The sequence below is a fragment of the Thiocapsa sp. genome (genome assembly GCF_022340925.1).
Classification (GTDB): Bacteria; Pseudomonadota; Gammaproteobacteria; order Chromatiales; family Chromatiaceae; genus Thiocapsa.
Genome location: NZ_JAJDNA010000107.1, coordinates 1 through 24,040 on the forward strand (window position 1 = coordinate 1; position 24,040 = coordinate 24,040).

Genomic DNA, 24,040 nt, shown 5'->3' on the forward strand with positions numbered 1-24,040 from the left:
CCCAGGTGGCGCAAGATCCCGAATTCCCTGCGCCGGCTGGCGGCGAGTGCGGCGAAGGTGGTGCTGATGCCGAACAGGCCGATCAGGATCGCCACCGCCTCCATCACATAGGTCACCAGGAAGGTGCGGTCGAAAACTCCGAGGATCATGGTACGCAGCTCCCCGGGCAGGATCATCTCGCTGACCCGCTCGCCGAGCGTCGCGCGGATCGCCGTCATGACCGTCTCCGGCCCGGTCCCCGGCTCGAGGAAGAGACCCAGGTCGTTGGTGCGGCTGTCGCCGGTGAAGGACCGAAAATCCTCGAGCTCGATGACGATCGCGCCCTGTTGGCGTGCATAGTCGCGCCAGATGCCGGCGATCCGGAAGGGCCGCGCCCGATCGCCGACCGGGAGGTCCAGCCGATCGCCGACCCCCAGACGCAGCCGGTCGGCCATGGCCTCAGAGATCCAGGTCGGCGGGAGCGGGTCCGGCCCGCCGACCGGCTGGATCGTCCCGGCGACCAGCGGCAGACCGGAGCTGCCGTGCACGGGGCGCGCGATCAGCGCGATTGCCCCCTGCACCCCGGCGAGCCGGAGCGTCTCGAAGCGGACCGGGCGCACCGAGACCACGCCCGGCAAGGCGGCGACCTGGGCGACCGACGCGGGATCCAGGAAGCCGCTCGCGGTGGACTCGGAGGCACGCAGATAGAGATCGGCCGGCAGCATCCGGCCCAGCCAGGCATCCAGCGAATCACGGAAGGAGGCGACCATGATTGCCATCGACACCGCCAAGGCGACGCTGGCGACGACCCCGGCCCCGGCGACCACCGCCTGGCCAGGCGCGGCCGCCAGGCGCGCGCGCGCCAGCCGCACCAGGGTCGAGCGGCGCCCCGTCAGCAGGCGCATCGCCCAGGGCGTCGTCCCCGGCAGCGCGAGGACGGCGCCGATCAGAATCAGGGCAATCGCCAGATAGCCGGACACCGGAACGCCGTCGAGCGGCGGCAGGAGACTGAGCAGACCCGCCAGGGCGAGGACGGTCAGGGCCGCGCCCCAATGCGCGCGCGCCCGATAGACCTCGGCCTCGTCACCGGCCCGCAGGGCGCGGGCGGGCAGCATCCGCGCCGCCTCGCGTGCCGGAAGCCAGGCGCCGGCCAGGCCCGCGAGCACCCCCAGGACGAGATAGGCAAGGGTCAGTCGGGGCTGGAGGCGGACCTCCGGGGTGACATCCCGAAAGAAGCCGGCGCCCAGGTCCCCGCCGATCACCCGGAAGGCGAGCGCGGTCATCAGATAGGCCAGGACGGCGCCGACCAGGCCGCCGATCAGCCCGAGCGTGGCGCCCTCGGCAAGCAGGCCGCGCCGCAGGCTGGTGCGGTCGAGCCCGAGCGCGCGCAGGAAGGCGAAGTCCTGGCGGCGGCGCACGACCGCGAGCCATTGCGCCGAGAAGACCAGGAAACCGCCGGTCAGCAGGGCGATGGCCGCCAGCATGGTGAGGTTGACCCGATAGGCGCGCGAGAGGCCCAGGGTCTCGGATTCCGCATCCGACGGGGTCAGGATGGTGACGCCGGGCGGCAGCCCGTCGGCCAGGCTCCGGCGGGCCGGCTCGCGCTCGATCCCGGCGGCGAGACGGAGGTCGATGCGGCTCAGCCGACCGATCCGGTCGAAGACCTGCTGGGCCGCGGCGATGTCCATCACGCCCAGCACCTGGCCGACCCCGGCGCCCGGGACCGAGCCGGCGATGCGCAGGTGCGCCTCGCGAATGCCCACCTGGACCGCAAGCGGACCAGCCGATGCGAGCCCCAGGCGCGACGATGCGGCGGGGCTCAGAAACAGGGCGTCGGGCTGCAGTGCTGCCAGGCGGTCTCCCGCCCGGGACGAGGCGCCGGCCTCGTCATCGCCCGGGGCCTCGGCTGCCGGCAGCAGCGATGGGGTGACCCCGCCGACGCGGAACAGATCGATCCCGAAGACACGCAGGGTCTCGTCCCGACCGGGCAGACGGGCCTCGATCTCCAGGACCGGGCTCGCGACGGCGACCTCGGGCCGGAGGGCCAGCCGCGGATAGAGGACGTCGTCGAAACCGAGCCGCGGCCCCACGACCTGAAGATCGGCCTCGCCGTTCAGCAGGCGCATGCCGCGGCCGAGCTCGTCGAGTGCGGCGGAGTGGATGAGCTGCACCGCCAACCCCAGGGCTACCCCCAGCGCGATCGCCAGCAGCGAGAGCGCAGTGGCCAGGCGGCGGCGCCACAGGCTTGCCAGGAAGACATGCCACAGTGCGGGGCTGATGCCGATCACATCGGCTCCGGGATCAATCCGCCCCGGGTCAGACGCAGTATCCGGTCGGCGTGGGCCGCCGCCGTCGGCGAGTGGGTGACCAGGATGCCGATGGCGCCGGCGGTATGGATACTCTCGAACAAGAGATCGAGCACCCCGACGGCCCGCTCGGGGTCGAGGTTTCCGGTCGGCTCGTCGCAGAGCACGAGCGCCGGCCCGTGCACCAGCGCGCGGGCGATGGCCACGCGCTGCATCTCTCCGCCGGACAGGTGGCGCGGCCAGTCGTCCGCCCGCTCCTCGAGACCCACCCGCCCGAGCATGGTCCGGGCACGCCGGTCGGCAGCGGCCTCGTCCAGGTCGAGCAGCCACAGTGGCAGGGCGACGTTCTGGGCCAGCGTGAGGTGCGGCAGGACATGAAATGCCTGGAACACGAAGCCGAATTGACGACGACGCAGGCGCGCGAAGGCATCCTCGTCAAGGGTCGTCAGATCCATGTCGCGCAGGCGGATGCAGCCGCCGTCGACCGGTTCCAGGCCGGCGATGCAATTGAGCAGCGTCGACTTGCCAACACCGGACTCGCCCATGACGGCGACCGACTCCCCGGGCGACAGGCGCAGGGAGACCCGCTCGAACAGGGGGCGATCGAAGGCGGCGTCGAAACGCTTCGTGAGGTTCTCGATCTCCAGCATGGCGGCACGGCATCGATGGGAGGGGCCGCCCCTATTCTATACCCGCGCACCGAAGCTACCGCACATGGGTTGTCGGCCAGGCGTGCCGCTCCCGCAGAGCCCCTGCAGGTCAGGAGCTCGGCGGGCTGCTCTGGGGAGGGGCACCGCTCATCTCCCGTCCCCCTGCGCCTGCGCGCGCATGCTTGCGAGCGCGTGCTCGAGTCTGAGGATCCGGGTCTGGGCATCGGCCAACTGGATCCGGACGGCCGTCAATGCGGCATCCAGGTCCAACTCGGTGACCGGTCGTCCGTCCGATGTGGTCGACGGCGTCGCGGGACCGCCGCCGGTTTCGCCGGGCGCCGCGGCCGGCGGCTGATTCGGTGCCCGGCTGTAGACCAGCAGCAGACCGGCCGAGAACGAGAGGATGAGAAACAGCAGGGCGAGGCCGGGCTTCGATCGCACCAGCGGGGCGGTGTCGGACATGGTTGCTCCTCGAGCGCAGAATCGATTCGGGTCGTCGTGACCGATGGGGGTCGATCCCCTCGGCCGTTGGCATGGAGCCTGTCGTGGTGGTTCAATGTCCGGGCACGCAGATCCCTTGACGGCGCACGGCCACGGCGGTGCGTGCGAGCAGGAAGGCGACGATCCCCGTCAAGAGTGTCAGCAGACCGACGCCCAGATAGCGGTAGAGGTCCTGCCCTGACTGCTCGAACATGAGCAGGCTGGCGATGCTGATCGCCGCGAGCGGGAACGAATAGGCCCACCAGGAGAGGAAGAAGCCGAGCTTCAGGAACCGGCCTGCCTGAGTGAACAGCAGCAGGGTCAGGAAGAGTCCGCCGAAGTACAGCACCCGCCCGAAGGGGTCCAGGTCGCCGACCAGCCGCGAGTAGGCGATGAAGCCGACCGCGGGCGGCGCGATCAGGATGAAGAGGGTCGGCATCAGTCGTTCCTCGATCGGGTTATGGAACAGCACCCGATAGAAGATGATCGTCATGAGGATCAGCCAGAAGAGCATGCCGATGCTGAAGAAGAACCAGGAGACGTCCGCGTACCCCAGCGGCACTCCCGCCACCGGAACCAGCACATTGCCGACCGCGGGGATGAACCAGGCCGGGTTCATGTGATGGACTTGAAAATGCTCATGGTGGATCCAGACGCTCACGACGTACAGGGTGAACACCAGGTGCAGCGCGGTGCCTGCCAGCCACAAGGCTTGGCTTGCCACGGGGATCAACGGCAGAAAGGCGATCGACAGCAGCAGCAGGCTGATCGAGATCGTTGGAAAGAAGTTGAGCTTGACCGGATGCCGCAGCTCCTGGACCACCGCCTGCCGGTAGAACGCGAGCTTGGTCAAGTAGGTGAGCGCAAGGATGACGAACAAGGTTGCGGTTGCGCCGACCAGCCAGGGGGTGATGCCCAGGTCGAGTTGGAGGACCTTTTGAGCCTTCTCCCAGCCGATGGTCAGGCCGGAGAGGCCCATCACCATGGCGAAGAAGGAGATCGGAAAGTGCTCGAGCCGACTCGGCTGCAGACTCTGCGTATGCATGCGGACTCCCGGTGTTGCGCCTCAGAGGACGGGTGGGGTGGGCGCGAACAACAGGACGGCGAGCAGCGTCGTCGTCGCCAGCACCGGAGCCCACAGCCAGTAAGAAACCGCTTCGGCCTGTCCTGGCGGGAGTGCTCTGATCGGGGAAGGGTGCGGCATGGTCTGGCTCCGGTTGGGTCGAGACACGTCGGGAGGTGTCGGTCGCAGCGATGCGAGGTCCCCGAACGCCCTCGGAGATTCAGGATCGGTTGACGGCACAGTCTAGGGGGCAGGCAAACGGCGCGCATTGACAAATCTCAGACTGGCTCGGTTGGTTATCGTTTGCTTCGCCGCGCGCGAAGCGGTCAGCGAGGGGCGGGCGGATCCTGTCGCGCGTGCGCCATGCTAGACTCCAGGGCTGATCGACTGCGCCGGCGGAGCCGTCCATGAAGGTCCAGGTCCTGCAGCATGTCCCGTTCGAAGACATCGGCTCGATGCGGCCCTGGCTCGCCGCACGGGGTGCGACCCTCGGCTACACGCGCTTCTATGCCGACCCCGACCTGCCGGCGCCCGACGGCATCGACCTGGTCATCGCCATGGGCGGGCCGATGAGCGTCAACGACGAGGCCGAGCTGCCCTGGCTCCGCGCCGAGAAGGCGTTCCTGCGCGAGCTGGTGGCGCGCCGGGTGCCCATGCTGGGCGTCTGCCTCGGTGCGCAGATGATTGCCAGCGCACTCGGGGCGCGGGTCTATCCGAATGCGGAGAAGGAGATCGGCTGGTTTCCGGTCTGGTCGGTCCCGGGCGGCACCGGTGCATCGGCCGATTGCTTCAGATTCCCGTGCGAAAGCCGGGTCTTCCACTGGCACGGCGAGACCTTCGATCTGCCGCCCGAAGCCGTCCGGCTGGCGAGCAGCGCCGCCTGTGCCAATCAGGCCTTCCAGATCGGACGCCACGTCATCGGCCTGCAGTTCCATCTCGAGGCTACGCCCGAGAGCGCCGCGGCCCTGATTGACCACTGCCGGGACGAGCTGGTGGCCGCGCCCTGGATCCAGACCGAAGCCGCCATCCGTGCCGCGGGGGCCGACGTCTACACGGAGTCGAACGCGCTCATGGACGGGGTGTTGGATTATCTCACCCCGCCGCCGGGCACCTGAGGGGATGCTGATTCATGGGCATGGAGATTCCAGCCTTCCTCACGAACTGGCCGCTGCAGTCCGTGCTCGCCATCGTCGCGGGCGTGGTCATCCTGCTCGTTCCCCGTGTCCTGAGCTATGCGCTCTCCATCTACCTGCTCGCCGTCGGGGTGCTCGGACTCCTGGTGTTCTTCCAGGGCCAGAGTGTCAGGCCCCAGGCGGTCATCGCTCTGGTCGCCGGGGTGGTGATCCTGATCAAGCCGACGATCCTGAACTACGTGGTCGGCATCTATCTCATCGTCATCGGCGTGCTGGAGGCAGGGATCATCCGAGTCTGAAGCCGGGGCCGACACGCCTGTCGCGGGGGAAGGGCGAGGCAGGTCCGGCCTCGCTTGTCGCGTCCTCGAAGCGCGAGTAGGATCCGAAACGGGGTGGCATCGAGGCCACCGCCACACAGCTGATGATCGAGGTAGCGAAGCGATGAAATATTATCTCGGAGCCGTGTGCGTCCTCATCGGCGCCTGGCTGGTCTATCAGGCGCTCACCCATCGGCGCACCGTGGTCGCCGCGCGCGCGCGCGCCGCCGCCGAAAACCGCGAGCAGCATATCCACCAGCACCTCCAGGCCATGCGCATGGGCCTGGCCCCGCTCTACGTGCTGGCTATCCTCTTCACCGGGGTGGTCCTGGCCGCCATCTGGTTCGTCGTCGATCAGGAGCGCGTCTTCTCGATCCTCGATATCGCCGGATTCCTGCTGGTCCTCATGGCCTATGCCTTTTGGATGTCCGTGCGCATCCAGTACAGCCCGATCGGTCTGGACCCCCCGCGGGACGAGTGAGTCCGCAGGGAGCCCGCGGCGCTCGTCACTCCCTGTGTCTCGTTCCGCGCGCGGTCGCAGGCATCAATTCGCCGTCAAGCCGGCACGGAGGCCGGAATCCGGTGGCACGGACGGGCGCCTGCAGTCGGCGCGGCGCAGCAGGAATCGGCGAAACGGCCGACCAGGACCCCGACCCCGCTCGGGTCAGCCGGATTGGTGCGCCCGCTCGTGCGGAGCGTTGAAGTCGAGCTCGGGCCCCTTCGGGACGATCCCCGTGGGGTTGATGTGACGGTGACTGGCGTAGTAGTGGGTCTTGATGTGGTCCATGTGCACCGTCCCGGCGATGCCCGGCATCTGGTACAGCTCTCGTGTGTAGGCCCATAGACTCGGGTAGTCGATCAGACGCCGGCGATTGCATTTGAAGTGGCCGTAATAGACGGCGTCGAATCGGACCAGGGTCGTGAACAGCCGCCAGTCCGCCTCCGTGGGCCGGATCCCCATCAGGTATCGCTGCCGGGCCAGGCGTGCCTCGAGCGCGTCGAGCATCTCGAACAAGGCGTCGAAGGCCGCCTCGTAGGCCGCCTGTGTGGTCGCGAAACCGGCGCGGTAGACCCCGTTGTTCACCTTCTCGTAGACCTCGGCATTGATGGCGTCGATCTCGGCCCGCAGGGGCTCCGGGTAGAGATCCAGGTCGCCCCGGCCCCAGGCATCGAAGGCGCGATTGAGCATGCGGATGATCTCCGATGACTCGTTGTTCACGATCGTCCGGCGGCGGGTGTCGTAGAGCACGGGAACGGTGACCAGGCCGCTGAACCCGGGCTCGACCTGTCGATAGAGCTCACCGAGCGTCTTGAAGCCCTCGACGCGATCCCCTGTGGCACCCGGGTAGTCGTCCCTGAAGGTCCAGCTCTCGGGCGGCATCACCGGATGGACGACGGAGACCCGGATGCCGTCCTCCAGCCCCTTCAATGCCCGCACGATCAGGGTCCGATGGGCCCAGGGGCAGGCATAGGATACATAGAGATGATACCGACCGGGCTCGGCCGGAAAGCCGCCTTCCCCCGTCGGGCCGGGTGCTCCGTCTGCGGTGACCCAGCTCCTGAAGCTCGATTCCGAGCGGACGAACTCACCTTGCATTCGATCTCTCCTCGTCGGTTTCCGGCCGGCCCGGGTCCCCTGGCGCCGTCGAGGCGCCTGCAGAGCGCAGGGGTGAGTCATGCCCATCCAGAAGTAGCATGGGGGCGAGCTGGGGCCGAATCACGCCCGAGACGCCACTCGGCCGGTCCGGGGCAAATGTAGACCCGTCGCATCGGGATTTTCCGCCGCGATGCACGTCTCTTGTGCCCGACAGCGGCGTTGCGACTCCTCGCAATAGAGCCGGCTATTCCTCGTCGCGTCTGGCTTTCGGGCGCGATCGACGCACCTTGCTGACCGGAAAACCCACATGCGATGGGTATATAAGCCAAATCCCTTACCGGGGGTGTCACGGGGACCGCGGACCCATGGGCGACCTGCTGCACCTCTGCAGACAAAATGCGGGCGCGTGGAATGCCTTCCGTTGAGCTTGTCCGACTGACGATCTGTCAGGGGTAGAATCAAGCACAAGCCGTTTGGCTGGGGCCATGCCAACCGGCTCGAGGAGCAGCTCAATGGCGAGCCCCGTAAGCGCAACGCAGAGGAGCAGACATGTCGGAGCTTGATTGGTTCTTTCGCAGCCCCCGTGAAGCAGCGCCTGCGTCTCCCGGCGAGACAGTCAGCTGCCTGTATCTCTTGCGGCGGGACATCGACACTTGTTTCGGATTTGACCCCAATACCGGAGCGCGGATCGATGCGATCGATCAGGCCACCGGTGCCCCCATCGACCGGGAAGCAATCCGACCGGGCACGATGGCGATCCTGGCGGGCATAGACCTACTTGGTCAGTTCCTCGTCGGTACGGATCAGACGCGCGGCGACGGCCGCTTCTCAAAAGGCCGCAAGCGCTTCAAGCGCTTCACGAAGCGCTATCTCGGCTTCTCCTCGCTCAACGCGGAGCTGCTGTACCAGCTGCGGAATGCCCTTCTGGACGGATGCGGTCTCCATTCCGAGAGGAGAGACAAGAACGGTTGCGTCACGACCTACAACTTCATCCTGGCTCGCGGAATGGAGACGGTCATCCGGCAACTAAAAGACACAGACCACTCCTATGAGGTGGACGCGCGGCAACTGCGCCAGCTTTTTGAGCTGGCTGTGTTGCGTTACGAGTTGGACCTTCGCGACACCTCACATCAGCACCATGAGAAGCTCAGGCCCAGGTTCGATGCGATGTTTCCGAAGTACGCCAGGCCCATGTCGAGCGCAGGCGGGGCCGGTTAGCCTAAGCGCGCCAGCTTACCCCTATCGCGGGCCGTTCGCCGGCCGCGAGGCGCACGGGACGGGAGCGACGAATCGTCTACGACGGGGCGGGGAGCGCGGGCGGTCCGCGTAGCTGGCGTCCCCCGAGTTATTTCACCAGGGCACGCGAGAGCAGGACGCGCCCGGATGAGACGCTCGATGGTCTTCTTGACCCCTCGGGTCAGGCGCAACTTGAACAGGAAGGGAATCCCGTCCTGCTCGGCCCGGGCCATGTTCGCCTCGCTGCCCCAGTCACGATCCCCGCGCAGCAGCGCCGGCCAGTGCGCCCGCGGCAGACGCCCGAGCAGCTCCCACAGCCCGGGGCGCTGGACTTGTAAGCTGTGCGATGGCCGCCCCGGCTGATGTGGGTTTGTACCCCTTCACCGCTCCTTCCTGGTGGCCATCGAGTGGCTTGACCGTGACGTCGGCGCCGAGAATCCAGGGCTCATCGAGCACCGGCCCCGACTCTCTGCCTTCGCTCTCACCCACAGGGTGAAGCGTCTGATTGGTCATAGGCGCCTCCATGCCCCGGTATTTCAGCCAGTGACGAGTCTGAGGGCAAGGTCAAACTGCCGCTCTTCGGGTGGACAGCGGCTCGATCAGCCGCCCCCAGGTGGCGAAGCAGCGGGGCGCTCAGCGCATAGAGCAGCAGCAGGCCGAGGGGACCAAGACGGATCATGGTGGCTGGTGTCCGTGGCTGGTTGTGCAGGGCGGGCACCCGCAAGCAATGCCGGGCGGGCGGGATGGACTCTGCATGGTCACCGCGGGGTTGATCGCGGGTCGGTGGAAGCTGATCGGCAGGCCGTCCCGGCGGTCGTCACACCAGCGCCCAAGACGGACGCTGGCGTCGGCGCTCATCGATATCGAGGGGCGAACAGGGTGCATGTCGTGGAGTCGGTATCCGTTCGTCACACCCGATCAGGTCAGGGGATCTCCGGCATGTCCCAGGTTTCGTCGCTTGTCAGCGAGCGCAGAAAGGCGACGATCTGAAAGATCTCGATGTCGTTCAGCTCGCGGTCGACCAGGAGCTCGGACTTGCGTGGGTCCGGGTTGCCGCCAGAGGCCATGTAGCGGACCGCCTGGTCCAGCGTGGCGCGGCTCCCGTCGTGGAAATAAGGGGCGCTCAGGGCCACGGACCGGAGCGAGGGCGTCTTGAAGGCCCCACGGTCGGCCTCGTCTTTGGTCACGTTGAAACGGCCTGGGTCGGGGTTCTCCTTCCCGTGCTCGAGGCCGACGTTGTAGAAGGTGCTGTTGCCGTAGTAGGGCGGCGCATGACAGGCGGCGCACCCTGCCTTACCGACAAAGAGCGCATGGCCGGCGATCGCGTCCGGGGTCACGGCGCTGGGATTGCCCATCTCGTAGCGGTCCCAAGGGGTATTGTCGCTGTTCTTGGTCCGCAGATATGCGGCCAGGGCCTTGACGATCGTCTCCGGCGTGGCTGGACCGCCAAAGACCGCCTCGAACTGCGCGGCATACTCGGGTATCGCCTGGATGGTCGCCGTGGCCTGCTCCGGGTCCGCGTTGATCTGCGCCTTCCAGGCCGCCAGCACCTGTCCCTCGAGCGTGGTGGCGCGGCCGTCCCAGTACCAGGCCGTCTGGTAGCCGACGTTGTACAGCGATGGCGTATGCCGCGTGTTCAGCTCCCCGTTGTCCTTCGCCGAAGCGACGCGGCCGTCCGCCCAGCCGAGGTGGCGATAGTGGCAGCCCTGACAGGCCGTCTTTCCGCTGCCCGACAGACGCGGATCGACGAAGAGCTGCTTGCCGAGCGCGATCTTCGCGGACGTGGCCGGGTTGTCCTCCGGGTGGGTCATCGGGGGCAGGGCCGACAGGCGCCCGGCCGCGTAGCCAGACGGGGGCTCGGGCGCGGGCTCGACAGCGGGGCTCTTGGTCTCCGATGCCGCAGCGGGTTCCACTGCATCCGCAGCCGCAACGGGCGGTTGCTCAGCCGGAGGTGTCGGTGGCGGGGTCTCCCTGTTGCGGTCGTAGATAATCCACAGGGACAGGATCAGGACCAGTCCTGCAATGGGATAGCGGATATCGCTCATGTCTTGTCTCCTCAGGTGATTGTCGGTCTGCGGGCGGCACCCTCCCGGTCGACGAAGCCTTCAGGCCGGTGTTCGGCCCCTGACCGGAGTGTGGCGCAACGGGCTCGGCAACTTTACAGCAACTCGCCGAGGCGCAGAAACCTTGCTCATGCGGGCGCTGTTCGGACGGTCAGGAGGCGTTGGACCGGGTGCCGAGCGCGGCGACCGGCTCGTCGCATTCCTTGCCGGACGGAAAACGCCAGCACCCCGGCGCATCGGCCGGGCAGCGGGCCGACACCGGCATCGCCGCCGAGGCCGACCCAGACAGGGCTGATTGGATGCTGGGGTGACGGATGGGCCTCAACGGCGCCGTCAGGGCTCACAGACTCCCAGGACGTCCTCTGCCGGCACGTACGCGTAGCCCAGGGCTGCGGCGACCGCCGGGTGAGTCACCTGACCCTCGCACACATTGAGGCCATCGCGCAGATGCGGGTCGTCGCGCATGGCCGCCCGCCACCCCTTGCCCGCCAGCGCCAGCACATAGGGCAGGGTGGCGTTGTTCAGCGCGTAGGTCGAGGTATGGGGCACTGCACCGGGGATGTTGGCGACGCCGTAGTGGACGATGCCGTCGACCACGAAGGTCGGCAGGTCGTGGGTGGTCGGCCGCGAGGTCTCGAAGCACCCGCCCTGATCGATGGAGACGTCCAGCAGCACGGCGCCGGGCCGCATCCAGCCGAGCATCTCGCGCGTCACCAGACGGGGTGCGGCGGCGCCCGGCACTAGGACCGCACCGACCACCAGGTCGGCCTCCCGAAGATACCGGTCGAGGGTTGCCCGGTTGGAGTGGACGACACGTGCGCGTGATTCGAAGTGCAACGCGAGCTGATCCAGCACCGCGGGGTCGCGGTCCAGGATGGTCACGTCCGCGTGCAGGCCGACCGCGATCTGTGCGGCGTTGAAACCGACGACGCCGCCGCCCAGGATCAGCACGTGTCCCGGCGCGACGCCGGGCACACCGCCCAGGAGCACGCCCCGCCCCCCATGGGCCATCTCAAGGGCGGTGGCTCCGGCCTGGATCGCGAGTCGCCCCGCCACCTGGCTCATCGGCCGCAGGAGCGGCAATAGGCCGCGCGTGTCCGTGACCGTCTCATAGGCGATACAGACGGCGCCCGAGGCGATCAGATCCCGCGCCTGCACGGGGTCGGGGGCGAGATGCAGGTAGCAGAACAGGACCTGCCCAGCGCGCAGCCGCGCGCGCTCCTCGGGCTGGGGCTCCTTGACCTTGACCAGCAGGTCGGCCCGGTCGAAGACCTCCTCCGCCGTTTCGCAGACCCGTGCGCCGGCGGCCCGGTAGGCCTCATCGTTCGCGCCGATCCCGCCGCCGGCCGCGGTCTCGACCAGCACCTCATGCCCCCGGTGCACCGCTTCCGCCGCCGACTCGGGCGACATGCCGACACGGTACTCTTGCGTCTTAATCTCGCGTGGAACGCCGATCAGCATCCTGATGGTCTCCCGATTTGTCGTGGCCTCGTGCCCCTCGACGGCACGAATGATTCGCCACAGGGAGGAGAGATGGGGCGCACTGTGCTCTCAGAGAAGTGCCGTGACCCAAGTCGTCAGTGGCGCCGCGTTCGATCCGGCCGAGCGGATGTCGACGCGTCTTCGCGCACCGGCGAATCGGTTCCCCGTTCAGAGGACCGCGAACGCGGTCGAGGGTGATCCGGAAACGGGAGCATCTCTAGCAGCACCTTCACTCCTTCAGCTTGATGACCAGATTGCCCTCCTGAATCTGAATGTTCTCGATGCCGTCGGCAAAGGACTTCCAAAATCCCTCCTGGCCGCCGAATTCCTTGACCAGGTCCACGTTCTTGAGCCCGCCAAGCCAGGCGTTGGGAACCGGTACGCCCCAAACGCTGGCGCCTTTCAGGATGACGATTGGGCGCTCCTTGGCATAGGCCAGCTCCAGTCCGGCGGATGCCTTCAATGTCTTGCCTCCGAGCACCGGAAAATCAGGGTCGATCGGGAACAGCAGTCTGGCGCTTGCCAGATTGTCGGCCAGGTCGATCGCCAGCTTGTCCGCAAGATCGGTATTCTTGGCCAGCAAGGCATTCAGCTCGCGCTCGGAGAAGGCGACCTCGCGCTTGGCCCCGACCTCACTGTAGGGTTCGGGCTGCAGCTTGCCCTCGACGACGTCGCCGGAAGGCGCCACGATGGGCTTGTCGGTCGATTCCCTCTGGAGGCCGAACCGCTGCAGCTTCTTCTCCAAGACGGCTTCCTCTTTGCTGGTGAGCTCGACCGGCTTGAATTCTTTCGGAAAGATGTAGGTGGTCATCAACCAAACGGTGATGGCCACGGAGATGACCACGGTCAACAGCACCAAGGCCGCGACCTTCAGGATGCCCATGCCCGGCTTCGCCGGCTCGGCCGGCTGATACGCCTCAGGCGGTCGCTGTTGGGGCTGTGTCATGGCGTCCTCCCACGGGGTTGGCGGTGTTGGATCGAGAGACCGAATCGACCGCGGAGACGGACTTGCCTTGGCTAAAGGCGCCATCCGGGTCTCTGCGAAAATAAAGAAGGCACCTTCGAACGAGGCATTGACCCCTTGGGGGCAGAGAGCCCCGATGAGACCGGTAGCGGACATCCTGTGCCGCCGGGGCACGAGCGCTCCATAAGCCGATTGCAGTGCCGGCACACCCAGAACCGGACGAGGCCGCGGCGCGCTTCCAGCTCGGCGGACTGCGGTCACGGTCAGTGGGCCGAATGGGGTGCACGCGAGTCATCTCGGGGGGCGCTTCAAACCCCGCGACCCCCAAGTCTACGCCAGAACAACGTTGGCTTCTCCTCGGTTGCCGGCATTGGCGTCCGTAAGGCCTGCCGGGACGTCCAGTCGTCGAGCCGCCTCCGGTCACCTATTCAAGCGCGCCGATCACAGGCCATCGACGACCGACGTCAGCCAGGACGGCCGCGAGGCTGCGTCCGCGACTGCCGACTGCACCGTCATGAAAGACGAAGAGAAGGTCGTCTACCTTTTGTGTTTGGATGAATTCCGAAAAAAACAAAGCCATTTCATCTTGCTCCAGATGATTCGTATTGACATAGATCAGGGATCGATAACCTGGAGCAAGATGCTCTACGAGGAACGCCCCGAATGAGTCTGAGATCATCAGGGCGTTGCGGTCTGACAATGGATTCCCGGTGTTCAAGGTGCCAAAATCTGTCGCCTTGCGATAATAACGAAGAACCCCTGCTGGCTCGCGGAATACCCTCTTCGTCTTGAAGCTGGTGTAATCGAAGCTCGGAAAGGTTGAAGATCGCGTGAACCCGATAACCTGGTCCATGTCGTTACGCGCCTTTGCCAATGTGAAACGGTCAAAAACAGCGGGCGTTTCGATCCCCAAAGACGCCAAGGTCAGTGACGCTAGAAGATGAGCGCTGGCGCCGCTGAAGTGAAAGTTCTCACGCGGATAGAAGTTTCCATTGAAGCGCTCCTTGAAGAAGCGGTCGATCGGGTACACAATCCGGACGCCGGATGATTGGCCCCAGTCCGAGATGGCTTTTGGTACTGAAAGCCTGGCCCGATATTGTGCGCACGTGTTTCGGAGCTCCCGCGGGACCGAAAGTGGCAATTTCTCAGGATACAATGCAGGTTTGCTCGGTGGGATCAACAAAGCGACGCGAGAAACTCTGGGCGCGTAGAAATCAAAGACGTGTTTCCACGAATCGACAGCAGCGGCTGCAACTGTGTCACCAACCTGTAAAGAGCAAAGAGCGCGGAAAGCGTCGAAAGGCTTGCCAGGTGCATGGGCGTTGAGAAAAACAAAGCCGTCTTCTCCCCGGGTGACTCTGGGCGTAGGGCTGTCATGAAATACATAGAAGACTATTTGTCGATAGATCCGATTCATCTCCAGAGCAAATCCGAAATGGTCGTTCAAATAGGCGTCGATCTCTCTGAAAAAGGATGCTTCACCTGACCGATGAATATCGGAAGGGAATTTCGCGAGCGGACGATTCTCCCATCGGGACCGGAGTTCGCCATCGGTGAAAGGCATAAGGAGTGCTGGGAGACCGAAAAAAAAGGCCAAGAACAAGGTGAAAAGCCGAGACTCCGCGTCGTAGACATACTTTCGGCGGCGGGCGCCCTTTGCGGACATCTGGGAGCTCCCTAGAAACGGAAATAAATGAATGGGTTATAGGTGCCAGACGCGATGTAAACCCCACAGATGGCGATCAACACCAAGGCAAAGCCCAGGTCGGTGGCGACGCGCGCCTTACCCCCATGGGCTGCCCGACGGGTGACGGTCAGGTCTCGATCCGTGATGAACCTTGTCGCGACCCGCCGCGCCATCGGAGTGGCGGCAATCACCCCCAGTACGCCAAAGAAGAGTTGCTGCGTGGAAACATACTCCCACATACCCGGCGCACTCGCAGGGCCGGGGGAGAAAAAGAACATCTGCTCAAGGAAACGCCCGGCCTGCCCGAAACTCTCCGCACGAAACAAAACCCATCCGACGCAGACTGACACCAACGCATAGGCGTGGCGAAGTCCCGGAGGTAGCAGGGTAAGGGCGCGCGACAAACCGGCACGTTCTGCGATCAGCAGCGCGCCATGAAAGAGGCCCCAGGCCACGAAGGTCCAGCTTGCGCCGTGCCATAGGCCGCACAGCAGAAAGACGACCAGCAGATTCCGATAGGTCGTCAACGCGCCATGCCTGTTACCGCCGAGCGGGATGTAGAGATAGTCACGAAACCAGCTGGATAAGGACATGTGCCAACGTCGCCAGAACTCGGTAATGGACTGCGAGATGTATGGGTAGTTGAAGTTGTGGGGGAACTTGAAGCCCAATAGTAAACCGAGGCCAATCGCCATATTAGAATATCCCGCGAAATCGAAGTAGATCTGCAGCGTGTAGGCGACAGTGCCGGTCCAGGCGAGCGCAGCATCGAGCGAGGCCTGGGGGAGGGCAAAGACGCCATCAGCGACGCCCGCGACGTTATTCGCGATGAGAACCTTTTGGCTCAGTCCTACGGCGAAGAACAGAATGCCATGGATCGCGTAGTTGAAATGGATGGTGCGCCGCTGGATCTGTCGGGCGACAGCCGCATAGCGGACAATGGGTCCTGCAATGAGCTGAGGGAACATCATGATATAGAGCGCGACATCCCAGACCGAGTCTGCTGGACGTGCGTCCCGACGATATACATCGATCAGATAGGAGATTGCCTGGAAGGTAAAGAATGAGATGCCTAAAGGCAAATGCGGAACGGATGCGGGGTCGAACGCGGTCAAACCGAGTATGTCGAAAACGAGGAAACCAAAGTACTTGAAATAGAACAATAAGGAGAGGTTGGCAATAAGGCCTAGCGTCAGTGCGACCCGGCGGTGGCCCTGCGATGCGGACGCGATCTGTCGCCCAGCGAGATGATTGATGATGACGGAGGCGATCAGGACGAGAAAAAAGACCCCCTCGCCCCACAGATAAAACAAAGAGCTGAACAGGAGCAGGGTCGCATTTCGAAAAGGTAGAAGCGCGTAGCAGAGCAAGAACGCAGGCAAGAAGAAGAACAAAAAGGTAACGGATGAAAAGACCACGTTCGGAGGGGTTCGCGCTGGGATCGGAAGGGCAAGTTTACCTCAGTTCTCCGAGCCGCGGAGATGTCGCAGATGCGGGGTGCAATGATGGGACTGTGGGCCGCTCATTATCGGTCACCGCCCGGTGCGGCCGGACTTCCGCAGCATCCTCTGGCATATTGTTGCGCCAGCGGGGCTGCGGGGCGTCTGGAAGGCGCGCCAAGAATTCGGTTCGGATACGGCGCATCGCGGCCGCCGGATCGAGTCCGGCGGTCGCCGGGCCGTCGTCGTCCGCGGTGCTGTCGATCCGGTCAATCGCGCCGGGCTGGATCGCAGGAGGATCGGTATACTCAAGTCGAGAAGATCCTGACACGAGCCACTCCATGTTTCCGGCAACCCTCCGCTTCCGCCCGGCGTGTGGCTGCTTGATTCGCCCCAGAGATGCACATGCGGCGGACAAGATCGTTGGGCCGTCACGCTACTTTGGGGCGCCGGCCGATCCGCTCGACTCGCCGCGGAGGGGTAAGGGATGAGCGAATCCGCCGCCCGCCTGCGCGCGCTCCTCGAGCGCGGCGATCTGCTCACCATGCCCTGCTGCTTCGATGCCTTGTCGGCGCGGCTGATCGAGCAGGCTGGCTTTCCCCTGACCTTCATGAGCGGCTTCGCGGTCTCGGCAAGCCGGCTGGCGGTGCCGGACACCGGTCTGATCTCGGTAACGGAGATGCTCGACCAGGGGCGCAACATCTGCGAGGCGGTTCGCATCCCGGTGATCGGGGACGGTGACACAGGCTATGGCAATCCGGCCAACGTCCGGCGCACCGTCGCTCAATACGCCCGCGCCGGCTTCGCCGGCGTCATGATCGAGGATCAGGTCATGCCGAAGCGCTGCGGCCACACCGGGGTGAAGGAGGTAGTCGAACGCGACGAGGCCATGCGGAGGGTGCGGGCCGCGATCGATGCCCGCGATGCCGGTGCGGGGATCCTGATCGTCGCCCGCACCGATGCCCGAAGCGCGCTGGGTCTCGAGGAAGCGCTCTGGCGCCTCGGCGCGTTCGCCGATCTGGGCGCCGACATTCTCTTCCTGGAGGCTCCTCGCGACGAGGCGGAGATGCGCCGCTTCTGCGCGGAGGTCCCGGGTATCCGGATGGCCAACATGCTGGAGGAGGGCGTGACCCCCATCCTGCCGCCGGCGCGCCTGGCGGAGATCGGCTACCGCATCGCCGCCTACCCGCTGACCCTGCTCAGCTCGGCCGTCCTCGCCATGCGCGAGGCCCTGATTGAGCTTGCCGTCGGGCGGACGCCGGCCCGGCGGGTCGACTTCGGGACGCTGCGCGAGCTGGTCGGTTTCGATGCCTACGACGCGCTCTTGAAGCGCTACTGACTTGCCCCTGTGGACATCAGCGGGACTGCATCCGCTCGGCGTCGGCCGATGCCGTATCCGGACGCACGCCGTGCCCCCATGGAGCCGGTCCCTTGCACCATGAGATTGCCGACGGGCCTCAATCGTTGGATGACGGTCGTCGAGAACGGGGGAGCGCCCTCCGTCATCGCTCAGCGGATCGGTACGAAGATCCGAGTCAGGATTTCGTTGCTGTGGGCGACGCGACGCGGATCGTTCTCGTAGACCTCGAGCGAGGGGCGGGCGGTGTCCTGCCGGAACGACGTGGTAGTCGATCAAGCCTCAAGTCCAACGGGTCCCAAGAGCTGGTGGCGCGGGTGAGCCCGTCAGGGGAGGGCTCCAGCGAGTTGCGTGATGCGGTTCCACCTTTAGCCTGGAGGGAGTAACGCGGAATCCGATGTCCCCTGCCATCGCATGAGGCCGCCACCGGATCCCCGCGCGCTCCGGCCGGGCTGCGCGGGGAGTGCGGGTTATCGCTTGCGGTTGACGAATGTCTTGAGACGTTGGCGGTGCTTGATCTGACGAGGCGTGAGCTTGTTGCGATGCCCTTCGAAGGGGTTGGTGCCGCTCTTGAGCTCGAGGCGCAAGGGTGTGCCGACGAGGTCGAGCTCGCGACGGAAGCGATTGATCAGATAACGCCGGTAGCTGTCCGGCAAGGCCTCGGTCTGGTTGCCGTGGATGACGATGATGGGTGGGTTGCGACCGCCTTGATGCGCGTAGCGGAGCTTGATCCGTCGACCGTGAACGAGCGGAGGCTGATGTTCCCGGATGGCCAGCTCCAAGAGGCGTGTCAGCTCGGGCGTCGACAGATCGCGGGTGGCACTGGCATAGGCGTGATCGACCTCGTCGAGCAGCAGGCCGACCCCGCTGCCGTGGAGGGCGGAGACCAGCTGCATCTTGGCGAAGTCGAGAAAGGCGAGCTTGCGTGCGAACTGGGTCCTGACCTGCTCGCGTTGGTCGGACTCGAGGCGGTCCCACTTGTTGATTGCCACCACCAGCGCGCGGCCGCGCTCGATGATGTGGCCCGCGAGCGTGGCGTCCTGCTCGCCCACCCCCTGGTGGGCGTCAAGCACGAGGATGACCACATTGGCGGCGTCGATTGCCTGGAGTGTCTTGATGACGCTGAATTTCTCAATGGCGTCCTCGACGCGCGCGCGGCGCCGCACCCCTGCGGTGTCGATCAGCGTGTAGTGGCGGCCGTGGCGCTCGAAGGGGATGAAGATGCTGTCGCGGGTGGTTCCCGGGCTGTCGAAGGTGACGACCCGCTCGTCGCCGAGCAGGCGGTTGATGAGCGTCGACTTGCCCGCGTTTGGGCGTCCGACGACGGCCACGCGGATCCCCTCTCCTGCCGCCGAGGTTTCCGCCTCTGCGCTCGGTGTCGGCAGCCGGCTGAAGACCTTGTCGATCAGGTCGCGCACACCCAGCCCTTGGGTGGCGGAAACCGCCCTGGGCTCGTCGAGGCCAAGGCGGTGGAAGTCGGCAGTTGCGATGGCCGGGTCCGTGGTGTCGCTCTTGTTCACCACCAGCGAGACGGGTTTGCCGAGCCGGCGCAGGCGCGAGGCGATGTCGATGTCGCCCGGCGTGCAGCCGTCGCGGGCATCGACCAGGAAGAGCAGGTGGTCGGCCTCGTCGATCGCCAGCTGGACCTGGCGCTCCATCAGGGCTTGGACGCCATCCGCGGACTTGCTGATCCCGCCCGTGTCGACGATGACGTAGGGCCCAGGGCCCACCACCCCGATCCCGTACTGGCGGTCGCGGGTCAGACCCGGGAAGTCGGCCACCAGGGCATCCCGGGTGTGCGTGAGGCGGTTGAACAGCGTCGATTTGCCGACGTTGGGCCGGCCGATCAATGTGACGACGGGCAGCATGCCGTTCAGGGCGTCGTGTCCATTGGCGGGACATCCGTCGGCTGCGCTGTTCCGGTGTCGACATCTCGTGCGGCTGCCCCGGCTCCGGCCGGCGGCGCGCCGCGCAGCCCCGACCGCGTGGGCGAAGCGCTACCGAGGCTGAGGGCTGCAAGCGTGCCATCATCGGCATAGACATACAGACGGCCGCCCGCAACCAGCGGTCGTGCCGTAATCGCCCCTTTACCGGTGATGCGGGTGCGGCCGACCAGGCGGCCGTCCGATCGTGCAAGCAGGTGGACGTAACCATCCAGGTCGCCGACCGCGACCAGGTTGGGCAGCAGCGCGGGGGCGGTGAGCTGACGGTAGCGAAGCGCCTCTTGACGCCAGCGTCCGGCCCCGTCGCTCGGGGCCGCCCCCCAGACTTGGTCGCTCGAATCCGTGATGAACAGGTCAGACTGGTCGGCGGCGAGTCCGGCGTGGGCAGAGAGCTCACGGCGCCAGAGGACGGTGCCGGTGGTGATGTCGACGGCGGCCAGATCGCCGTTGTAGGAGCCAACGAATGCAATGGTCCCGATCACGAGCGGATCGGCGTCGATGTCGGCGATGCGCGCGAGCTCCGAACGTCCGCTCGGGCGGGTGATCGTGACCTCCCAGAGCGGGCTGCCGTCTGACGGGTCGAGCTTGACGAGCTTGCCGCCGGAGAGTCCCACGATGACCCCGCCCGGAGTGACGACCGGGCTGCTGCTCCCGCGCAGCGTCAGCACGGGAGCCGGGTAGTTGATGCGCCACTGCTCGGCACCCGTGTTCGCGTCGATCCCGTAGATGCTGTCGTCAAGGGTGTGGACCACGACGCGGGCATTGTCGGTCAGGCGTGGCACCGACAAGACCTCACTCCCGAGTTGGGTGCGCCACTGCTCGGCACCGTCTGCGCTGGAGAAGGCGAGGACTTCGCCCCGGCTGGTGCCGATCACAAGTCGATCGCCCCTGACGTCCGGCCCACCGCTGAAATGCAGTCCCGTGTCACGCTCCCAGAGGACGCGTCCGCTGTCGGTGGCCACGGCAGCCAGGCGACCGCGTGAATCTGCGAGATAGATGCGTTCGCCCGCCAGTGCCGGGACCAGATAGAGCCTTCGCCCCATCGTGCCCCGGGTCGCGCGCACCGACCAGAGGGTGGTCAGGCCGACCGTCTCGACGATGTCGCCGAGCTTGGTCGGCGGGTTCGGGTCTTTTTCGCCACCCAGCCAGGGGATCATGCCACAACCGCTCAGCAGCGAGGCGAGAAGGAACATGCCGAGATGGCCGGCTCCCGATGTGCGTTGAGTGACCATAGGCGGCTCAGTACACCCTAACCGGGGGGCAGGTTGTCGAGCTTCAGTCGGATCAACTGGGCTAAGCCGCTCCCGTCGGCGATTGCCAGCTCGTAGGCCTGGCGTGCCTCGGCATAGTCCCCCCGACCCGCGGCGATATCGCCGCGGACCGCGGCGAACTCGCCGGCGAATTCGGGGCTGGTATCGTGCCCGGCGATCGTCGTGACGGCCTCGTTCAGCTGCCCTTCAGCGACCTGTATCCGCGCGAGCCGCAGTGCGGCGATGCGCGCGATCGCCGGATCCGGTGCGTCGCCGATCGCGCGCGTCAAGGCCGCAATGGCGTCTTCCGCCTGGCCCGCCTCATAGAGCGCCTTGGCCTCGACGAGTGAGGCCAGGGCCGCGTACGGCGTGGACCTGAAGCTGTTCTCTAGCGTTCGGGTCTGCTCGACGACCGTCTCGGTCTGGCCGGTGGCAGCATTGGCGAGCACTTGGTCGAAAACTGCCGATGCCTGGCCGGCGACGCGGTCGCGATAGTCGCCCCAGTAGCGCCAGCCAACGATTGCGACCACGCCGATGGCGAGACCGGCGACGATCGCCACGCCGTTCTCTTTCCACCATGCCTTGATGGCTTCGACCTTTTCCTCGTCGGTTTCGTAGGTCACTGCAGTCTCCGTGTTGATATCGACCCCGATAGCTGCGCGGATGCGCCGCGGTCCAGCGTATCTTTCGTTAGCCCGGCCAGGAAGGAGACGAGGTCGCCGAAGTCGAGCTCCTGCTGGCCGGTCTGCTCCCGCAGTGGCTTGATGCCGACGATGCCACGCTCCAACTCGGCCTCGCCGAGGACCAATGCGTAACTCGCCCCGCTTCTGTCTGCCCGCTTGAACTGGCTCTTGAAGCTGCCCCCGCCGCAGTGTGTCATGAGGCGCAGCCGCGGCAGGGCATCGCGCAGGCGCTCGGCGAGGAAGGGCGCCTCCGCTTGGGCTTGCTCGCCGACCGCCACCAGGTAGGCATGGACCGGCGCGTCGCTCGCGTGGCCCGCGAGCGCGAGGAGCTCGACCATTCGCTCCAGCCCCATTGCAAAGCCGACCGCCGGGGTGGGCCGGCCTCCCAGCTGCTCGACCAGACCGTCGTACCGTCCGCCGGCGCAAACGGTCCCCTGGGCACCCAGGTCATCGGTGATCCATTCGAAGACGGTTCGGTTGTAATAGTCCAGGCCCCTAACCAGCCGCGGATTGAGTCGATAGGGAACGCCTGCCTGGTCGAGGCCGGAACAGACGCTCTGGAAATGGCTCCGGGTCGACTCGCCGAGATGATCCATCAAGGTGGGTGCGTCGGCGATGACCTTCTGTGTCTCGGGGTGCTTGGAGTCGAGGACGCGCAAGGGATTGGTGTGCAGCCGGCGGATGCTCTCGGCGTCAAGCCGGTCGCCATGGCTGCTCAGATACGCCACCAGCTCATTCCGATAGGCCTGCCGTTCGTCCGGATCGCCGAGGCTGTTGAGCTCCAGGCGAAGGCCCGCGAACCCGAGGCGCCGCCAGAGTCGGGCAGTGATCAAGATGATCTCCAGGTCGATATCCGGACCAGGGAGCCCGAACACCTCGACGCCGATCTGATTGAACTGCCGGTAGCGTCCGCGCTGGGGGCGCTCATGGCGGAACATGGGGCCGCGGTACCAGAGCCTCTGCGGCTGGACCAGCAGTCCGTGCTCGATTGCGGCGCGCACACAGCTCGCGGTGCCCTCCGGACGCAGGCTCAAGCTGTCGCCGTTGCGGTCCTCGAAACTGTACATCTCCTTCTCGACGATGTCGGTGACCTCCCCGATGGAGCGCTTGAACAGATCGGTGACCTCCAGGATGGGCGTGCGGATCTCGGCGTAGCCATAGCTGGTCAGGACCTGGCGTGACACATCCTCGATGCGGTGCCATGACGCGACAGCCTCGGGCAGGATGTCATGCATCCCACGGATTGCCTGGATGAATCTGCTCACGGGCGGCGGTTCAAGGCGCCGAGCCAAGGCGCCCGTGCATGCATATAAAACAGGTGCTGCGTCACTCGTGGGATTCCGGGTCCAATGTGAAACGCGCCACGTCGCCCTTTGAGTTACCGAGCAGATCGAAGGGCTCCCCATCGACGGTCATCCGGGTGTTGCTGACACGTCCGATCGTGAATCGAAACGGCGATCGACCCGTGATCCCGCGCTGCTCACCCGCCTGCATCTCCCCCGAGATAAGTCGAACGCCGTCGGCGTCTTGCACCTCGACCCAAGACGGTCCGGTGAACTCGAGCAAGACCCCTTTCGGCTCGGTCGCCTCGGGGGTCTGGGAAGCCGTATCGGCCTCGGCGTCCAGGTCGGCGTCTGGTGGAGGCGGTCTCGTCGCCGCCTCGGTCGCCATCGGCGCCGCCTCCGCCTCTGCCTCCGCGGCTGGGGTCGCGGTCGGGTCGGAAGGCAGCGAGTCGACGAGGGGACGGGCCAGCTCCGGGATCGGCTCGAGGCCGGCCTCAGGCAGCGTGAAGATGAGCGACGCTGCCGGCGAGCCCGGCCCTGGCAGGTCGGGGGCAGAGCGGTCGGGTGCCTCCTCGGCTGTCTGCTCAGCAACGTTCGACGGCTCCGCGGGGAGCTCGTCCGGCTGCATCTCCTCGACCATCGGTTCCGGCTCGAGGGTGGGTGCCCCGGCCTCCCCCATGGCCGACTCGACATCCGCCCCGCCGCGATCATGCCACCACAGTATGACGATGCCGATGACGGCGGCCGCCAACGCCAGACTGATGACACGCACGAGCAGGCGCGGACCAGCACCGTCGGCCTCCGGACGGTCGGTCCGGCGGGCGGCAGCAACGTGGCGGAGGTCCGCTTGACCTTGGTAGGCCGCAATCAGCGGTGTTGGATCCAGCGCCAGGAGGCGTGCGTAGTTGCGAAGGTAGCCGGCGACGAAGACAGGGTCGGGCAGCAGATCGAAACGATCCTGCTCCAATGCCTCGACCGTCTCGGGGCGAAGGTGCAGCTGGCTGGCAATGCGCTCGACGGCCAGCCCGCGGGCCTGGCGTTGCACGCGCAGGCGTCGTCCGGGGCTATCGCCAAACTCGACCACGTTCTGATCGTCTTGATCGGTCGCTATCGTCTGGTTTGTCACGC

Annotated in this window: 20 protein-coding genes and 1 pseudogene; 6 read left to right on the plus strand and 15 right to left on the minus strand. The window is 66.0% G+C overall.

What is annotated here, in order from left to right:
• The 4 genes from LJE61_RS13020 to LJE61_RS13035 all read right to left on the minus strand — a co-directional run.
• A partial coding sequence (locus LJE61_RS13020; protein WP_296918599.1) for an FtsX-like permease family protein occupies positions 1 to 2,267 on the minus strand: 2,267 nt, incomplete at its 3' end.
• A complete protein-coding gene (locus tag LJE61_RS13025) occupies positions 2,264 to 2,935 on the minus strand; it encodes an ABC transporter ATP-binding protein (protein ID WP_296912094.1) in 672 nt (223 codons plus the stop codon). The genes LJE61_RS13020 and LJE61_RS13025, both read right to left, overlap by 4 nt.
• A gap of 147 nt (positions 2,936 to 3,082) precedes the next feature.
• Positions 3,083 to 3,397, minus strand: a complete 315-nt coding sequence (locus LJE61_RS13030; protein WP_296912092.1) for a hypothetical protein — start codon at positions 3,395 to 3,397, stop codon at positions 3,083 to 3,085.
• Positions 3,398 to 3,488: 91 nt separating this feature from the next.
• Positions 3,489 to 4,460, minus strand: a complete 972-nt coding sequence (locus tag LJE61_RS13035; RefSeq protein WP_296912089.1) for an SLAC1 anion channel family protein — start codon at positions 4,458 to 4,460, stop codon at positions 3,489 to 3,491.
• Between the two features lie 425 nt (positions 4,461 to 4,885).
• Between LJE61_RS13035 and LJE61_RS13040 the strand changes: the two genes are divergently transcribed.
• From LJE61_RS13040 to LJE61_RS13055, 4 genes and pseudogenes are all read left to right on the plus strand, one after another.
• The gene (locus LJE61_RS13040) at positions 4,886 to 5,593 is read left to right on the plus strand and encodes a type 1 glutamine amidotransferase (RefSeq protein ID WP_296918601.1); all 708 of its coding nucleotides are present in this window, start codon (positions 4,886 to 4,888) and stop codon (positions 5,591 to 5,593) included.
• Positions 5,594 to 5,613: 20 nt separating this feature from the next.
• A pseudogene (locus LJE61_RS13045) lies at positions 5,614 to 5,748 on the plus strand (DUF3096 domain-containing protein); the annotation flags it as partial.
• Positions 5,749 to 5,757: 9 nt separating this feature from the next.
• On the plus strand, positions 5,758 to 5,910 hold the full coding sequence (locus LJE61_RS13050) for a DUF3096 domain-containing protein (protein WP_296912099.1): 153 nt from the start codon (positions 5,758 to 5,760) through the stop codon (positions 5,908 to 5,910).
• Between the two features lie 142 nt (positions 5,911 to 6,052).
• A complete protein-coding gene (locus LJE61_RS13055; protein ID WP_296912086.1) occupies positions 6,053 to 6,409 on the plus strand; it encodes a hypothetical protein in 357 nt (118 codons plus the stop codon).
• Positions 6,410 to 6,592: 183 nt separating this feature from the next.
• On the opposite strand, the gene LJE61_RS13060 is transcribed toward LJE61_RS13055, so the two are convergent.
• Positions 6,593 to 7,525, minus strand: a complete 933-nt coding sequence (locus LJE61_RS13060) for a glutathione S-transferase family protein (protein ID WP_296918603.1) — start codon at positions 7,523 to 7,525, stop codon at positions 6,593 to 6,595.
• A gap of 549 nt (positions 7,526 to 8,074) precedes the next feature.
• Here LJE61_RS13060 and LJE61_RS13065 point away from each other — a divergent pair.
• Entirely contained in the window at positions 8,075 to 8,743 is a 669-nt protein-coding gene (locus LJE61_RS13065; RefSeq protein WP_296912082.1) for a hypothetical protein, read from the plus strand.
• 941 nt (positions 8,744 to 9,684) lie between these two features.
• Here LJE61_RS13065 and LJE61_RS13070 read toward each other — a convergent pair.
• The 5 genes from LJE61_RS13070 to LJE61_RS13090 form a co-directional block, all read right to left on the minus strand.
• Entirely contained in the window at positions 9,685 to 10,806 is a 1,122-nt protein-coding gene (locus tag LJE61_RS13070; protein WP_296912080.1) for a cytochrome-c peroxidase, read from the minus strand.
• Positions 10,807 to 11,157: 351 nt separating this feature from the next.
• Positions 11,158 to 12,285 (minus strand): alanine dehydrogenase, encoded by a 1,128-nt coding sequence (ald, locus tag LJE61_RS13075; protein ID WP_296912078.1) that lies wholly within the window; start codon positions 12,283 to 12,285, stop codon positions 11,158 to 11,160.
• A gap of 250 nt (positions 12,286 to 12,535) precedes the next feature.
• On the minus strand, positions 12,536 to 13,252 hold the full coding sequence (locus LJE61_RS13080) for a hypothetical protein (RefSeq protein WP_296912076.1): 717 nt from the start codon (positions 13,250 to 13,252) through the stop codon (positions 12,536 to 12,538).
• Between the two features lie 442 nt (positions 13,253 to 13,694).
• Entirely contained in the window at positions 13,695 to 14,936 is a 1,242-nt protein-coding gene (locus LJE61_RS13085) for an alginate O-acetyltransferase AlgX-related protein (protein WP_296912074.1), read from the minus strand.
• An 11-nt stretch (positions 14,937 to 14,947) separates the two neighbouring features.
• Positions 14,948 to 16,375 (minus strand): MBOAT family O-acyltransferase, encoded by a 1,428-nt coding sequence (locus LJE61_RS13090; RefSeq protein ID WP_296918605.1) that lies wholly within the window; start codon positions 16,373 to 16,375, stop codon positions 14,948 to 14,950.
• Between the two features lie 508 nt (positions 16,376 to 16,883).
• On the opposite strand from LJE61_RS13090, the gene LJE61_RS13095 reads away from it, so the two are divergent.
• Positions 16,884 to 17,735, plus strand: a complete 852-nt coding sequence (locus LJE61_RS13095; RefSeq protein ID WP_296912069.1) for an isocitrate lyase/PEP mutase family protein — start codon at positions 16,884 to 16,886, stop codon at positions 17,733 to 17,735.
• A 488-nt stretch (positions 17,736 to 18,223) separates the two neighbouring features.
• On the opposite strand, the gene der is transcribed toward LJE61_RS13095, so the two are convergent.
• The 5 genes from der to LJE61_RS13120 all read right to left on the minus strand — a co-directional run bounded on the left by der (position 18,224) and on the right by LJE61_RS13120 (position 24,038).
• Positions 18,224 to 19,621 carry a ribosome biogenesis GTPase Der gene (der, locus tag LJE61_RS13100; RefSeq protein WP_296912068.1) on the minus strand — a complete coding sequence of 466 codons (1,398 nt, stop codon included), beginning with the start codon at positions 19,619 to 19,621 and terminating at the stop codon, positions 18,224 to 18,226.
• 5 nt (positions 19,622 to 19,626) lie between these two features.
• On the minus strand, positions 19,627 to 20,928 hold the full coding sequence (bamB, locus tag LJE61_RS13105; RefSeq protein WP_296912066.1) for an outer membrane protein assembly factor BamB: 1,302 nt from the start codon (positions 20,926 to 20,928) through the stop codon (positions 19,627 to 19,629).
• A 17-nt stretch (positions 20,929 to 20,945) separates the two neighbouring features.
• Positions 20,946 to 21,569: a tetratricopeptide repeat protein gene (locus tag LJE61_RS13110; RefSeq protein ID WP_296912065.1), complete on the minus strand. Its 624-nt coding sequence runs from the start codon at positions 21,567 to 21,569 to the stop codon at positions 20,946 to 20,948.
• Positions 21,566 to 22,894 (minus strand): histidine--tRNA ligase, encoded by a 1,329-nt coding sequence (gene hisS / locus LJE61_RS13115; protein WP_296918607.1) that lies wholly within the window; start codon positions 22,892 to 22,894, stop codon positions 21,566 to 21,568. The genes LJE61_RS13110 and hisS overlap by 4 nt, the downstream gene beginning before the upstream one ends.
• Before the next feature lie 61 nt (positions 22,895 to 22,955).
• Positions 22,956 to 24,038 carry a RodZ domain-containing protein gene (locus LJE61_RS13120; RefSeq protein WP_296912060.1) on the minus strand — a complete coding sequence of 361 codons (1,083 nt, stop codon included), beginning with the start codon at positions 24,036 to 24,038 and terminating at the stop codon, positions 22,956 to 22,958.
• Between the last annotated feature and the right edge of the window lie 2 nt (positions 24,039 to 24,040).

Coding starts and splice junctions, on each gene's coding strand:
- LJE61_RS13070 (WP_296912080.1), bottom strand. CDS start 10,806: ATGAGCGATATCCGCTATCCCATTGCAGGACTGGTCCTGATCCTGTCC.
- LJE61_RS13055 (WP_296912086.1), top strand. CDS start 6,053: ATGAAATATTATCTCGGAGCCGTGTGCGTCCTCATCGGCGCCTGGCTG.
- der (WP_296912068.1), bottom strand. CDS start 19,621: ATGCTGCCCGTCGTCACATTGATCGGCCGGCCCAACGTCGGCAAATCG.
- LJE61_RS13065 (WP_296912082.1), top strand. CDS start 8,075: ATGTCGGAGCTTGATTGGTTCTTTCGCAGCCCCCGTGAAGCAGCGCCT.
- LJE61_RS13080 (WP_296912076.1), bottom strand. CDS start 13,252: ATGACACAGCCCCAACAGCGACCGCCTGAGGCGTATCAGCCGGCCGAG.
- LJE61_RS13040 (WP_296918601.1), top strand. CDS start 4,886: ATGAAGGTCCAGGTCCTGCAGCATGTCCCGTTCGAAGACATCGGCTCG.
- LJE61_RS13025 (WP_296912094.1), bottom strand. CDS start 2,935: ATGCTGGAGATCGAGAACCTCACGAAGCGTTTCGACGCCGCCTTCGAT.
- LJE61_RS13035 (WP_296912089.1), bottom strand. CDS start 4,460: ATGCATACGCAGAGTCTGCAGCCGAGTCGGCTCGAGCACTTTCCGATC.
- bamB (WP_296912066.1), bottom strand. CDS start 20,928: ATGGTCACTCAACGCACATCGGGAGCCGGCCATCTCGGCATGTTCCTT.
- LJE61_RS13030 (WP_296912092.1), bottom strand. CDS start 3,397: ATGTCCGACACCGCCCCGCTGGTGCGATCGAAGCCCGGCCTCGCCCTG.
- LJE61_RS13060 (WP_296918603.1), bottom strand. CDS start 7,525: ATGCAAGGTGAGTTCGTCCGCTCGGAATCGAGCTTCAGGAGCTGGGTC.
- LJE61_RS13085 (WP_296912074.1), bottom strand. CDS start 14,936: ATGTCCGCAAAGGGCGCCCGCCGCCGAAAGTATGTCTACGACGCGGAG.
- LJE61_RS13095 (WP_296912069.1), top strand. CDS start 16,884: ATGAGCGAATCCGCCGCCCGCCTGCGCGCGCTCCTCGAGCGCGGCGAT.
- ald (WP_296912078.1), bottom strand. CDS start 12,285: ATGCTGATCGGCGTTCCACGCGAGATTAAGACGCAAGAGTACCGTGTC.